We start from the raw sequence: 14,547 nt of genomic DNA, 5'->3' as shown, positions 1-14,547 counted from the left end.
TGCCCAATCAATGATTCGCATCATCGACAAAATGGCTTTAAAGTTAATCTGTTTTTGGGAAATGATCGTGTCAATTATAGCACCAATTGGCTTCAGAAGCATCTCTAAGCACTTAAGCACAGTTTTGGCAGTAAAGGAGAGGTAAATATGGCCTGATTGCTGCCAATTATGGCAATACAATCTCGCCCTCGAATACTTTTTGGGCGGGACCGATCAGGTAGATATCGGTAAATTCGCCATTAACACCTTTTTTGAAGGTTACGGAAAGCTCTCCGCCTAGTGTTTTGATTTGGATAGGGGAAGTATAACCCTTTGTAGAGGCAGCTAATGCAGCGGCTGTTACACCCGTTCCACACGACAGTGTTTCATTTTCTACACCACGCTCGTAGGTGCGAACAAATAGGGCATTGTTGTCTTGCAGTTCAACAAAATTCACATTCGTGCCTCCCGGTTTATAAGCATCATTATAACGGACTTTTTTACCTTCTTCAAAAACGGGATAATCCTGAATGTTGTTTACAAAACGAATAACATGCGGGGAGCCCGTGTTAGCGAACAAATCTTCACGACTTGCATCAACAGCGTTTGTATCATTCATTCGCAAACGAACAATTCCAGAAGGCATTAACTCGGCATCATGCAGGCCATCGTATGCAATAAAGGACGTTTTATCTTTTAACAACGTAAGGCTGGCGGCAAAACTTACAGCGGCACGACTACCATTACCGCATAAACTTTGGGAGCCATCGCTGTTGTAATAGTTAACGTTAAAGGGAGCTACATCAGAAGGTTCAATGAGAATTAAACCATCAGCACCAATACCAAACTTGCGATCGCATAACTGTACGATCTGTTGTTGCGACAAAATAATTTTTCCATCTCTATTATCGATAAGGATAAAATCGTTGCCTGTTGCCTGGTATTTGGTAAATTTTAGATTCAAAATTTCAGATTTGAATAAACATTATTTTATTTCTTCGTAGTCAACGTACTCCCCGCCCTTAAAATCTTTTCCATCATTTTTCTTAGAAGGTGGTGGTGTTTCGATATTAACATTGCTGCCAGGAGGTTTGTACTGTGGCGGACGCTGATAATTATTAGTGTGCACAAACACTTTAATTGAGCTGGCGATTTTATACAACACGTAGCCAACCAAAACACAAATGATAAGAAACTTAAACATGATGCTCTATTTTAAATCACGGGCTTTTATTCTTACAGGTTTGCCATCTTTTGTGATAACCAACTCTCCATCTTCTTTCTTAATAAATTCAATGAGCTTTTGTTCGCAAGATTAAAACCATGCGTTGCCTTCTCCGCAAATGTTCGTATTTCAATCGTGCTCATTTTTTTGGTTTTTAATGATTTTCCAAAGATCCATATTTTAAACGGAAAAAGCAGTGAAAGAGGTTCCTTTAGCTATTAAGTCGGTTTGTCGAGAAGAAATATTGTGCTAAACTCAAGCCCCAGTAAGTTGTTAGTGTATAAGGAAGAGGTCAGAATCACTCCAGTTTTATTAAATGATAAACCATAAATGAGGATGAGGATAAAAAGTCAGCACTATTGATATCTGATTTCATGGGTTCCTTTGTTATTAAGTATTTATCGTTATAATAAACTTCTTCACTCTTACCATTAACCTCTTGTGCTTTTTTATTAAAGCCTGACTTACCTAATGAGTTTTCAAACGTTTCAGACTGATTAGCCATTAGAAGAAGTGTTCGCTCAACGTATACAATTTCTCCTTCGTCTGGGAATATTTTAACAGCAAGATTCAGTCGTTCATTTTGGTAGTAATTTGCCTCTTTCCCTTTTTCCCATTCATAGTTTATGGAATTTAAGTACTGAAGAACAGAATCGGGTCTAATCTTACTGGTTAAAATGGCGATTAGATTTTCGGCTTTTACCGTTTCTTTTGGTATGTATTTGTATTTACTAAGTTCATCAATATCAGAAATCACTTTTGCAAGACCAGGATAGTTTTTAGAATAGACAACATCAACTACGCTACCCTTATACACATTTCTAAATGTTGATGAGCTTACGCTTGCTTCAAATTTATGTTTTGTTTTCTTGCTATCTTGGTAAAGCACTTTTATGCTGTACGATGTATTGGTTTGAAACCGTCTGGTTGTTTTCTGTGATTGACCATCAATCACACGACCTTTTGTCAAAACACCATTTGCTTCCAACTCTTTGCTTTTACGATTCGATTGATGGAAAGTCAATAGAAAAACTATGATTACACCAGGGATTATCGCAAAAGGCGCTAGGTACCGAGTTGGATGAGTCCCCTGATCCACTTTCTTATTCTCGAATATTTCTTCTAGAGATTCAAAATCGCCTAAAGCCAAAAACAAAAACACAAAGAATAGACCACCACATAAAAAGCTGAAGAAAAGACTGTTATTCTCATAAACATCTATGGGAATAATGACCCAAAAAATCAAAATGACTAGTGCGCAGACACCTAGAAGTATTATTTTCTTGATATTCATCTCTTGTCTTGTTCAAGATAAAACCTTAACCCGCTGATGCGAACACTATATTTTGCGGAATCACCCTCAGCGTTTAACACGCTAACCTTACCGGAGAGGGAAGGCTCGATCCCATCATACGTTCCAACTAACAGAATCTGTTGTCTGGTTTCAACGGATATAGGAAATAACCCCTGCGAAAAAATGACATTCGATTTGGTTGTAGATAAATTTTTGATTTGCCCAGCTGCACCAATATTTTGCACCAATAGAACAAAACGACCCTCTTCGTATCCTGTCTCTAACTTTTTGAAAACCGGAAAAGAGTAGGTAACAGCATTCTGCAAAACGAGTTCTTTTCCTAAGTCTTTGAAATCTGAGCCTTTAAAACTATAAGAATCATTCCTGTTGATGGCTGATAGAAGCTCGCTCTTTTTGATATTAACTGTATCAAAGTATTGGTAGGTAGTATCCCACGCAAATGCCTCTAGTATTCGATCATCAGAGTAATTACCAGTTGTTACGTCTCTGAACAAACAGGTAAGATCATTTGGTGTATGACTAAGCACCTTGAGGTAAGTTTTCCCTTCGGGATAGCTTAATTCAAAATATTGACTTGGCAGTGGATTATTAATAGCATTTTCAAGTCCTTGAATTTTCTCTGTCAGATATTTTTCCGCTCTTTTTTTGGAAAGATAACTATCGATAGGTATGTATATGCTAAATAAAATGAATCCAGCAACGATGAGAAGAGGCAATGAAAAAGTATACCAGGGAGTTTTCTCTTGCAGCGGCAAAGACTGTAAGAAACTCGCCAGTTCCGGGCTTGGCTGAAAAAGATTGTCGCTATTTTTCTTTCGTAATGCCCAAATCTTACCAATGCCAAACGTTGGTATCCAGAAAATGTGCGCGTATCGTTGTCTTCGTTCAATCGTGAATTCTGCATCGAGGTGATCCGGCAGCCCGAGTTGAGAAGGCTTACATGAATTTAGTGTAAACGAGTTGTGCCCAAAAACTATCATTTTGAAAAAATTCTGTTACGTAGATATCAATTTTACTTATTACTTCTAATTAATCTTTAAATAGTTGATGTTCTCTTTTTTTGGTAAGTCTATATAAGTAGTTTGGGAAATTAAAGAAACTTTGGTCATTTTCAAAAATCCAGTTTTTGGTTCTCTAAAATGCGCCATTTCCTTTTTCACTTAAATAGGTTGAGAAGCATCGGCCCCTGCCAATTCTTGTTTGCCTGTTTGGCCATCAGCACAACGTTGTTTGCTAACTGAATATCTTTAGCAGCACCACAAAGGAAACGGTTGTTTAACCGAATCCGTTGCGGCACCTTTAGTATTGTTGGGAAATGCTATCTGCTTAAGTACAAATTCCTTTCATTATAAATATTCAAGAAGTAATCGTCCATCAAATCATCGATGAAGTAAATGGCCTCGCCTGTAGATTTCATTTCAGGACCAAGCTCTTTGTTTACTTCAGGGAATTTATTGAAAGAGAAAACAGGTTCTTTAATAGCGTACCCTTTTTTAGTAGGATTGAATTTGAAGTCTGTTACCTTCTTCGCGCCCAACATAACTTTGGTTGCGTAGTTAACATACGGTTCATCGTAAGCCTTACAGATGAAAGGAACAGTACGTGAAGCGCGTGGGTTGGCTTCAATAATGTATACCTTATCTTTCTGTATGGCGAACTGAATGTTGATCAGACCTTTTACTTTCAATGCCTGTGCTATACGCGTAGTGTAAGTTTCAATTTGCTTGATGATGAAGTCGCCCAAATTATAAGGTGGCAACACTGCGTATGAATCTCCAGAATGGATACCGGCAGGTTCTATGTGCTGCATGATACCAATAATGTATACATTCTCACCATCGCAAATGGCATCTGCTTCGGCCTCAATAGCGCCATCCAAATAATGATCAAGGAGTACTTTGTTATCTGGTAAGTGTTTCCAGATGTCGATGATGTGCGACTCAAGTTCTTTTTCATTGATCACAATCTTCATGCTTTGGCCACCAAGTACATATGAAGGGCGAACCAATAAAGGGAAACCGATTTGTTTAGAAACTTCGAGTGCCACATCTGGATCGGTAGCAACACCAAACTCAGGATAAGGAATGTTTTGCTCTTTCAGTAATTCGGAAAATCTGCCTCGGTCTTCGGCAAGGTCAAGTGAATCGAAAGAAGTGCCAATTATTTTGATACCGTATTTGTGCAGTTTTTCCGCCAGCTTCAAGGCGGTTTGTCCGCCTAGCTGTACAATTACACCTTCGGGTTTTTCATGCTGAATAATGTCGTACAAATGTTCCCAGAAAACAGGTTCGAAGTATAGTTTGTCAGCTATATCAAAATCAGTTGAAACTGTTTCTGGATTACAGTTGATCATGATGGTTTCATAACCACTTTCTTTTGCAGCCAATACACCATGTACACAAGAGTAGTCAAATTCAATACCCTGACCTATGCGGTTCGGGCCGGATCCCAATACAATTACTTTCTTTTTATTAGATGGAATTGATTCGTTTTCTGTATCGAAAGTTGAATAGTAATAAGGTGTTTTTGCCTCGAATTCAGCCGCACAAGTGTCAACTAATTTGTAGACGCGTTTGATGCCAAGTTCATTTCTTTTATTGAAGACTTCACTTTCAAAGCAATGTAATAAGTGCGCAATCTGACGATCACCGAAGCCTTTTTCTTTAGCTGTTCGCAGCAAATCTGTAGGAATATTACCGATATCGTACTCTTCAAGTTGTTCTTCAATTTGAACCAGCTCTTCAATTTGTTTCAGGAACCATTTATCAATACGGGTAAGTTTACCGATTGTCTTTAAAGGAATACCGACTTTAATCGCATCGTGAATGTGGAAGAGTCTGTTCCAGGTTGGATTGGCCAATGAGTGCAACAACTCATCCTGATTTCTCAATTCCTGACCATCTGCACCAATACCGTTTCTTCTGATCTCGAGCGACTGACAGGCCTTCTGCAAAGCTTCCTGAAAGTTTCTGCCGATGCCCATTACTTCACCTACCGATTTCATTTGTAAACCAAGTCTGCGATCGGCACCTTGAAACTTATCGAAATTCCAACGAGGAATTTTTACGATTACATAATCAAGCGCAGGTTCGAAATATGCGGTGGTTGTACCAGTTATGGCATTCTTTAATTCATCTAAATTAAAACCAACAGCGAGTTTAGCCGCGATCTTAGCAATGGGATAACCGGTTGCTTTAGAGGCCAGTGCTGATGAGCGCGACACACGTGGATTGATTTCAATTCCGATAACCTCCTCGTAATTATCAGGGTTGAGTGAGAACTGTACATTACAGCCACCAGCAAATTGCCCGATGCCATTCATCATTTTAATGGCCATGTCGCGCATGCGCTGATAAGCAGTGTCAGGCAAAGTCATGGCAGGCGCTACTGTGATTGAGTCACCCGTGTGTATACCCATCGGGTCAAAGTTCTCGATCGAACAGATAATGATGACGTTTCCTACATTATCGCGGAGCAATTCAAGTTCATATTCCTTCCAGCCAAAAATGGACTGCTCTACAAGCACTTCGTGAACGGGAGAGGCATGCAAGCCTCTGTTGAGGGCTTCATCAAACTCTTCTGGCGTATTCACAAAGCCACCACCTGTTCCTCCCAGTGTGTATGAAGGACGGATAACCAGTGGGAAGCCTGTTTCTTGTGCTATTTCTTTGCCTTCTAAAAAGGATTTGGCTGTACGGCCCTTACAAACACCGACACCCAACTCCAACATTTTCAAGCGGAATTTTTCGCGGTCTTCGGTAGTTTCAATGGCTTTAATGTCTACACCAATAATACGCACGCCATAGTGTTGCCAAATTCCCGCCTTATCGCAGTCAATACACAAATTGAGTGCTGTTTGTCCTCCCATGGTGGGGAGCACCGCATCTATATTGTGTTTTTCTAGAATTTCGCGGATCGATTTTTTCGTAAGCGGCTTAAGATAAATATGATCAGCTGTCACTTTGTCCGTCATGATGGTGGCCGGATTCGAGTTGATCAAGATAACCTCAATTCCCTCCTCACGTAGGGAACGGGCGGCTTGAGAGCCAGCATAGTCGAATTCACAAGCTTGACCGATAATAATTGGGCCGCTACCGATAATGAGTACGGAGCGAATACTTCTGTCGCGTGGCATAAGGCTGAAGTGCTATGGTTAAAATTGGGCAAAAGTAAGTCCTGAATTTTGGATTTGCAGCCTTATTTTTCATTTTTTCAGGAAATAAAAAACCCCGCTAAGTAGCGGGGCTTTTTGTTAGTTGAGTTTCACTATTTTTCGAACCTCGTTAGTTTCACCGTTACTTATCCTGAGTAGGTACATACCATTTGGCAGATGTGATAAATCTAATCGGTGGTTGACTTCACCATCACTTCCGCCAAGCACTTCACTCGTTATTATTTGCCCATTTTGTTGCATTAATTGAAGTGACAGCTTTTCTCCTGCACCAAGTCTACTGCTAATGTTAACAAAATCGTTAATTGGATTTGGGTACACTGATATTGTTGATAGCGTTTTTGACTCAAGCCCTGTTACAGGATCTTGAATATATAAATTGTCTATAGCCCATCCCCAACCATTAATTGTTGCATCAGTAAACAACCTGAATCTAATGATGACTTCATCATTTGCTAAGAAGTTTTCATTTTCAGTTAGATCAATTAAACGGGACTTAAATAGATTTTGCGAACCAACTCCGCTCGTATTAAAGGCATTTACCCAGGTTGAATAGGCACTTGCATCATAACCGGTTGTAAATGGCTGCCATGTCAGGCCACCATCTTTTGACCCCTCAACTATACAGAAATCATTGAATGCATCTGAGCCAAATGGGATGGTAGAGTCCTGATCCTGTACAAGGACTACCTCATCAAATCTTATTATAGTATTTGACTCGGCAATGCGTATTGGTCTCAGCAAGGTGGTGGTAATGTTGCTTGTACTGTCTAAGCCAAAACCAAGACTATACGGACTAGTAGTCCTCAGTGTCTTGTTTAAGAAGCCAGAAGGTTGTGATATTTCAAAAAAGTTTCCAACAAAATCATCAGTAGCGGTTTCAAATGTCGAAGCATAATGATCAGCTGGTGGTTGAAAATCGATTGCTTTTACAACAAAGTATCCATTTGGCGGCAAGGTGGTTTCGTTTCCGGTAGTATCAATTGCAGAGAATTTGTAGCGGACAATGTCCCCAGATTGAAGAGCGCCAATTGATAAAGTGAATGTATTATCAAGCGAGTCTGCTGCGAGCACACTCAGTTCAGTTCCCTCATTGATAATGTAATGAATAGCAAGACTGCTTATGCCTCCGTCATCCCGCGCAAGCAAACGTGGATCAGGAAAATCACTTCCTGCTTTTACATAGTTAATATGATTGTGCAGAAGCAATGGAGGGGTAATATCAGTTTGAATTTGTAAATTGTCTATAGCCCATCCCCAACCATTTGCGGCAAGGTCAATGTAGAGACGAAAACGAATGGCAACTTCATCACCTGCATTAAATGCATCAAGCATATTAATAACTCTTTTTCTATATAGAGATTGCTCGCCTACAGCGGTTGAATTTTGATTTCCATCAGAGGCACTTAAATAACGAGTCAGCCAGACTGACTCAGCTCGGGCATCATAGCCGTCAATAAATGGAATCCACGTTTCGCCCCCATCTAAAGATCCTTCAACAATAACGAAATCCCAGAAACTGGCATCACCAAAAACGGTACCATCATCACCGGGTTCAACCAGTACAATTTCATCGAATTGAATGAATGCGTCTTTACTGGCAACTTTAATCGGGTACTTCATCTGGTAAACAAGATGACGTTCATCATTCGGAAAGCCCTCTCCGCCTATGTACGGGTGCTCTGAATGAATGGCGGGATTGTCGAAATCAGTGGGCGTTGATATGGTAAAACCATTTCCGAAAAAATCATCAGAAGGTTCATCAAAATTATTGCTATATGCCTCTATGGGTTCACCGAGGCCTTGTACATCTAATTCAAAAAAACCAACTTCGGGAAGTACTTTCTGGTTGCTGTTTGAAGAGTTATCGGTTACTGTTATTTTGTATTTGAGTACGGTTCCGGTTGGTAGCCCTTGATTAAGATCAATAACTGCATGGTAAACAGAATCCTGAGGAGGATCCTGTATCACAAAAGTTACAGGTGACTGCGCTACATCATCAATAAAATATTCAACCTCAGCCGAGGCAATACCAATATTATCAGTAATATATGCTTCGATTAATAACTCTGTGTCAGCAGCCAAAATAAAACCAGGAGCAGTATGATTTACTATAGGCGCCTTGTTATCTTCACCGGTTTCGAATACAAAATAAGCTTGCGTTTGCGAACCTAAAGGTATGCTTTGCTTACCTGGCTTAGTATAAGTTCTGCCGGTATTATCATTTACGCTGATGAAATATTTGTAAGTGTCGGGTACGCCTGTTGCGGGAATTGAAGCCTCATATTCGTTTGGTACAGCAGTTGGTGTCATGGCAACCTCAGTATCTGCCCCTCCAGTATTATAGACAAGCACTACTGAACTCACTGATTCTGCATCGGTGGTAACAACAGCCTTCACCACAAAGGAAGTATTCACATCTTCAACATTAGGCAGGCGTTGATGGTCAATGTAGGTAAATACCCATCCCATGTCGCCAAACATGCCGATTACAATCTCTCCGGGATCAAATATGGATTCACCAGTACCTATCTGCGGAGTCATTAACGAATTGTCCAGACCTTCAGGGAAAGTGCCTTCATCAAGGTGCGCAATGCTGGAACCACTGCTAAAGGTTTGTGGGGCATAAACACGCGCAGGCTCGTTGCCATTGGCAGCGTTAGTAGAAGGAGAGTTGTAAAAAAGACTGTTTCCGGTAAGTTGATCTTTAAGATCATCCGAACCGGTAGATGTTGTCAGATAAAGATTTTCTCCGAGACCATTTTCAAGTGACAAATCATAAATAATGGGCACACCCGTACCTGCAAGTCCTACAGAAGCAATGTCGCTATCTATATTGTATGAATCTAAAAAGCCAAGACCATGTCCTAACTCATGTAGCACAACAGTGGTAAGATCATACATACCCGAAGGCGTAACTCCGTCAGTGCCTAGGTACCAAAAGCTATTATTGCTGTTAAACTGTGCAAAAATATCTATGTCATCAGGTTCGTTTAAATCCTGCCTGGCTATTTTTTCGGCCAGTGCAACAGGATACCAGGTATTGATTTGCTGTGCACCATCAAAATTGGCAAAAAAAGTTCCGGCAGTTGCTGATCCGAGCACCCCATTATTCAATGGGGTCCATACGGCTCTTACATGAATATCAACAGGGGACACTAATATACTCTCCCATATATCAACAGCTTTTTGAAATGCTTCGCGTGCGTCAGTGGTAAAACCAACATATTGCACTACAAAATTTGAAGTTTTAGTGCGATTGGCTGACCCTTCCTCTAACTTTTTCTGAATATCGGACGAAAGGGGAATATGACTGGTTCCTGTTACAGCTTTACCATAACATACAATTGGCCGTTTGGGCTTCATTGACATTATGTGTTGTGCATCCAAGCCTGACGAGGCAATAAGGAATAGAGACAGGAGAAGTATTTTTTGGGGCTTCATAAAATAATTTCAATCGATTAATTGGTTGATGCTACATCTATCACTTTGTTCCATACTCGGAATACATTTTTGTAACAAATTTTTTCTATTTCTTCTGGAGTGTAACCTCTTTTCAGCAAGACAAAAATTAAGTTAGGATACTGACTTACATCTTTTAAGCCAACAGGTAAGCTATCACCAACACCATCGTAATCCGATCCTATGCCTACATGATCAATACCAGCCAGCATTTTTACACGATCAATGTGATCAGCTACCTTTTCAACATCAGAAAAAAGTTCGTTATGATTTTTTACAAACTGGTCAATAATGGGTTGTGCTTCCGCATCGCGTGAAGTAAGTTTTTTCTCAGCTAAAATATTTTCAAGTGAATCCAACAGCTTGCTGTTAGTACGCGCTACTGAATCCAGAAAGCTCGCGCCAAAATTTATTTGTATCACACCTCCATTTTTTCCAAGTTCTTTAATCATGTCATCACTCATGTTGCGTTGAAAGCCCGGAGTGAAATAGCGACATGATGAGTGTGAAGCAATCATGGGCGCTTTTGTAATTTTCAAAGCATCGTAAAAAGCGCTATCAGATACGTGTGAGATGTCCACCATCACACCTACACGATTCATTTCACGCACCACCTCTTCTCCAAATGGGCTGAGTCCTTTCCAGGTTTGTGTAGTATCATAAGAAGAGTCGCTGATCTGATTATCTTTTCCGTGCGTGAGTGTCATGTAGCGAATACCGCGGTCGTAGAAATATTGAATATTTGCCAGGTCATTGCCTACCGGAGCGGCATTTTCCATACCCATAGGCAAGGACACCTTACCGGCTTTTGTGTTAGCTTCTACATCAGCAGGGCTGCCGGCTTTACCAAACTTATCCGGATGGGCGGTAATAATACCGTCAATCATAGTAATCAATGTATCGGCTAGTGCTTTTCCATTGTCTTCTTGTAATTGGTAGCGTGAAGGAATATAGATAGACATGAAAGGCGCATCTAAACCACCTTTTTTGGCACGTTCAAAATCGAAGTCGCCTTCAGTGGTGCTAATGGGAATACCCAAAAACTCTTGTTCTAATCTGAAGTTTTTAACTTTTAAGCGAAAGGGTAAATCAACGTGTCCATCGGTAATGATATAAGCATGCGCCAAAGAGTCCGCAACTTTTTTAAGTTGTTCATCAGCCATGTTGGCATAATTAATTGTTTCCTTGGTTCCACAAGAGGCCATGATACATACCAGGCTCAGAAAAGATAAAATTCGCTTCATCGGTTTAGTGTTAGTAAATTCAAGCCAAAAGATATTCAATAATTATAGTTTCTCCACTCTAAACATGAGTAATCTACCACAGGAGCTACCAGAGTACACCAAATCACAATTGGCTTTACGCAATGGGCAGGATAAACCAGCTATTTGGGTAGCCCTAAATGGGTTAATTTATGACGTAACTATATCCAGGTTATGGCGAAATGGTAAGCATTATGAACATTGGGCGGGCCAAGATTTAACTGACGAGCTGAAAGATGCTCCGCATACCGAGAAAGTGTTTGAGAAGTTTGTGGTAATCGGAAAACTGAAACCATGAATGTAGGCTTTTCGCTGCACCGGATATGCTTCAGGCTGTACGCCACACGCTTCACGCGAATATGATCCTTAAGTTAAGACTGCTACCTTTCTGTTGGTCTATAGTAAACGCAAAAGAACTAAACATTAAACGGAGCACTGTGATTTTAAACTTGGTCTGTATCACTTAAAGCCTGTAGCGATTTTGTATTACAAATTAGCATTACTTTTGCAGCATGATTTTAATAGCCGATAGCGGTGCCTCCAAAACAGATTGGAGACTGATTGATGATTCAGGAAAAATTGAACAAGCGCAAACCATAGGGTTTAATCCTTACTATCAACCAATTGAACAATTTGAGCAAGAAGTACGTGAGGTGCTGATGCCCCAGGTAAAATTCAATCCTTTAAAAATTTACTATTACGGTACGGGTTGCTCATCCGATAAAAACAGAAAGCTGATCAGAAATGTATTTGAAAAGTTTTTCAGGGATGCACACATTGAAGTGTGGCACGATTTACTGGCTGCTGCACGTGCATTGTGTGGAACTGAAGAGGGGATAGCCTGTATTTTAGGGACAGGTTCAAACTCCTGTTATTACGATGGCAAAAATATTGCAGATAATGTAACATCGCTTGGATATGTTTTGGGTGATGAAGGTTCCGGGGCATACCTTGGTAAGTGTATAGTTGCTGATTATTTGCGAAGAGATTTACCTGAAAAATTATGGGATCAGTTTAAACAGCGCTTTCCTTTTGAACGTGATGAGTTTTTGGACAGGGTTTATAATCAGGAGATGCCGAGCAGGTTTTTGGGAAGTTTCTCTCATTTTATTTTTCAGCATTTGAACGAACCGTATTGCGACCAGTTGGTAAGGAAAAGTTTTTCTGATTTTTTTGAAAAGAATGTGATGAAGTATGAGGGGTACGAAAAACTGAAAGTTCATTTTACAGGATCAGTTTCTTTTTACTTCAGTAACTTGTTACGACAAGTAGCGAAAGAAAAAAACATTACGGTTCAGCATATTTTGGAAAGCCCGATTGCCGGACTAACGCTTTACCATAAAAAGGACTTGAACAATTGATTTGAGATAAAGCAATTTGCTAATCCGTCAGCTCGCTGAATGTGGAAGTAAATAGCGGTCAGATGGATTTTAGGTACGCTGATTGTTAGTAAAGTTAAAAGCAGTTAAAATAAATACTTTAAACAAATTACTTTGTCGACCACTGAATCATCCTCGCACTACAACAATCTTGAACAGATGTCTGTGCAAGACTTGTTGCAAAACATTAATCGCGAAGACAAGTCTGTTCCGCTTGCCGTTGAAAAGGCTTTGCCACAGATTGAAGCACTGGTAAACGTGATAGTTGAAAAAATGAATCAGGGTGGACGATTATTTTATATCGGAGCAGGCACGAGTGGAAGACTAGGAATTTTAGATGCCTCTGAAATTCCACCAACCTATGGCATGCCACATGGTAAAGTAGTTGGCCTGATTGCCGGAGGTGATGGCGCCATACGAAAAGCGGTTGAGTATGCAGAAGATAATGCACAACAAGCCTGGAAAGATTTAGAAGAGCATTTGATTAATCGCAATGATGTATTGGTTGGCATTGCAGCCTCTGGCCGAACACCTTATGTAATTGGTGGTGTAAAAGAAGCAAAGGCAAATGGTGTTGTTACTGCCTGTATTACTTGTAATAACGGAAGTGAGTTAAGCAAGCATGTAGATTATCCTATTGAAGTAGTTGTAGGCCCTGAGTTTGTTACCGGCAGCACACGCATGAAAGCGGGTACAGCACAGAAGTTAGTGCTTAACATGATCAGTACTGCTGTGATGATTAAACTCGGCAGGGTAAAAGGAAATAAAATGGTAGACATGATGCTCACTAACGATAAGTTAGTAGATCGTGGTGTGCGCATGATTATGGATGAATTGAAGACAGATCAGGCTACAGCAGAAAAATTATTGAAAGAACATGGTGCTGTGCGCAAAGCCATAGAAAGTCAGAAGCATGCATAACATCCTTCCTTACGAACGGTGGTTATCACTTTATGATCCTGCGTTGGATGAACGCTCGCCATTTCACGGCAAGGAATATAACTACGATGTATATTCTGAAAATATTTATGGGTATTACATCGATCCGGCTTGGGATTTTATGGGCTCGGAAACGCTTTATATAAAAATTCTCTTTGCCAGTTATAAAAAAGGCTTTGCCATTGTTGAGTTCATTGGTGAATGGAACGATGCCATCAACAACGACATTATGCACTTGAAGCGTAACGTGATTGAGCTACTGGCAGCAGAAGGCATTAACAAATACATTTTGATAGGAGAGAACATACTCAACTTTCACGGTTCGGACGACAGCTATTACGAAGAGTGGTTTGACGATGTAGAAGAGGGTTGGATTGCAGCTGTTTCATTTCCAGAGTTTATCAGGCAAGAGATGGAACGCTATGGTATTGATCGCTATATAAACATGGGTGGCACACTGGAAATAGAACGGTGGAGAACATTACAGCCCAATCTGTTTTTTGAATTGGTAGATAAGCTTATTCAGCGAAGACTTAATTGATGTGCTAATTCGGTTATGTGGTGATTAGCTGATTGATTTGAAAATTTGATGATTTGAAAATTTGAAGATGAAGGGTAGTCTTTGCGAGGACTTCTATCCTCTGATAAAGGCTTCACGCTCCAGGCCACAAGCTTCAGGCATAGTGTAAAGTCTTGCTTTTTTCGAACCTCTAACATTGTACTTTAACACTTCGCATCTTAACACTTCGCACTTTTATTGACTCCTTTTGCTTTGAACATTGCATCTCTACACTAGCCTCACCGTGAACATCAAG

Annotated in this window: 12 protein-coding genes; 4 read left to right on the top strand and 8 right to left on the bottom strand. The window is 40.2% G+C overall.

Features of this window, described 5'->3' with window-relative positions; translation table 11 throughout:
* Window positions 1–166 precede the first annotated feature (166 nt).
* The 8 genes from dapF to SanaruYs_RS05355 form a co-directional block, all read right to left on the bottom strand.
* A complete protein-coding gene (dapF, locus tag SanaruYs_RS05385; RefSeq protein ID WP_127121508.1) occupies window positions 167–943 on the bottom strand; it encodes a diaminopimelate epimerase in 777 nt (258 codons plus the stop codon).
* Window positions 944–964: 21 nt separating this feature from the next.
* Complete coding sequence (locus tag SanaruYs_RS05380; protein ID WP_127121507.1) at window positions 965–1,183, bottom strand: hypothetical protein; 219 nt, start codon at window positions 1,181–1,183, stop codon at window positions 965–967.
* Window positions 1,184–1,215: 32 nt separating this feature from the next.
* Entirely contained in the window at window positions 1,216–1,347 is a 132-nt protein-coding gene (locus SanaruYs_RS20395) for a hypothetical protein (protein ID WP_262708664.1), read from the bottom strand.
* Window positions 1,348–1,502: 155 nt separating this feature from the next.
* Window positions 1,503–2,498 (bottom strand): DUF3592 domain-containing protein, encoded by a 996-nt coding sequence (locus SanaruYs_RS05375; RefSeq protein WP_127121506.1) that lies wholly within the window; start codon window positions 2,496–2,498, stop codon window positions 1,503–1,505.
* Entirely contained in the window at window positions 2,495–3,499 is a 1,005-nt protein-coding gene (locus tag SanaruYs_RS05370; RefSeq protein ID WP_127121505.1) for a hypothetical protein, read from the bottom strand. Before SanaruYs_RS05370 ends, SanaruYs_RS05375 begins: the two co-directional genes overlap by 4 nt.
* 338 nt (window positions 3,500–3,837) lie before the next feature.
* The gene (carB, locus tag SanaruYs_RS05365) at window positions 3,838–6,654 is read right to left on the bottom strand and encodes a carbamoyl-phosphate synthase large subunit (RefSeq protein ID WP_127121504.1); all 2,817 of its coding nucleotides are present in this window, start codon (window positions 6,652–6,654) and stop codon (window positions 3,838–3,840) included.
* Between the two features lie 117 nt (window positions 6,655–6,771).
* On the bottom strand, window positions 6,772–10,056 hold the full coding sequence (locus SanaruYs_RS05360) for a T9SS type A sorting domain-containing protein (RefSeq protein ID WP_160118587.1): 3,285 nt from the start codon (window positions 10,054–10,056) through the stop codon (window positions 6,772–6,774).
* A 95-nt stretch (window positions 10,057–10,151) separates the two neighbouring features.
* Window positions 10,152–11,396, bottom strand: coding sequence for a dipeptidase (locus tag SanaruYs_RS05355; protein WP_127121502.1), 1,245 nt, complete (start codon window positions 11,394–11,396; stop codon window positions 10,152–10,154).
* A gap of 64 nt (window positions 11,397–11,460) precedes the next feature.
* On the opposite strand from SanaruYs_RS05355, the gene SanaruYs_RS05350 reads away from it, so the two are divergent.
* From SanaruYs_RS05350 to SanaruYs_RS05335, 4 genes are all read left to right on the top strand, one after another.
* The gene (locus tag SanaruYs_RS05350; protein WP_127121501.1) at window positions 11,461–11,712 is read left to right on the top strand and encodes a cytochrome b5 domain-containing protein; all 252 of its coding nucleotides are present in this window, start codon (window positions 11,461–11,463) and stop codon (window positions 11,710–11,712) included.
* Between the two features lie 214 nt (window positions 11,713–11,926).
* Window positions 11,927–12,775 (top strand): N-acetylglucosamine kinase, encoded by an 849-nt coding sequence (locus tag SanaruYs_RS05345; RefSeq protein ID WP_127121500.1) that lies wholly within the window; start codon window positions 11,927–11,929, stop codon window positions 12,773–12,775.
* Window positions 12,776–12,907: 132 nt separating this feature from the next.
* Window positions 12,908–13,714, top strand: a complete 807-nt coding sequence (gene murQ, locus SanaruYs_RS05340; RefSeq protein WP_127121499.1) for an N-acetylmuramic acid 6-phosphate etherase — start codon at window positions 12,908–12,910, stop codon at window positions 13,712–13,714.
* Window positions 13,707–14,273: a hypothetical protein gene (locus SanaruYs_RS05335; RefSeq protein ID WP_127121498.1), complete on the top strand. Its 567-nt coding sequence runs from the start codon at window positions 13,707–13,709 to the stop codon at window positions 14,271–14,273. The genes murQ and SanaruYs_RS05335 overlap by 8 nt, the downstream gene beginning before the upstream one ends.
* The last annotated feature ends 274 nt before the right edge of the window (window positions 14,274–14,547 follow it).

It is taken from the genome of Chryseotalea sanaruensis (assembly GCF_003990915.1).
Lineage (GTDB): Bacteria > Bacteroidota > Bacteroidia > Cytophagales > Cyclobacteriaceae > Chryseotalea > Chryseotalea sanaruensis.
Note: the sequence above shows the minus strand (reverse complement) of the source record. Positions and strands in the feature narration are given on the sequence as shown.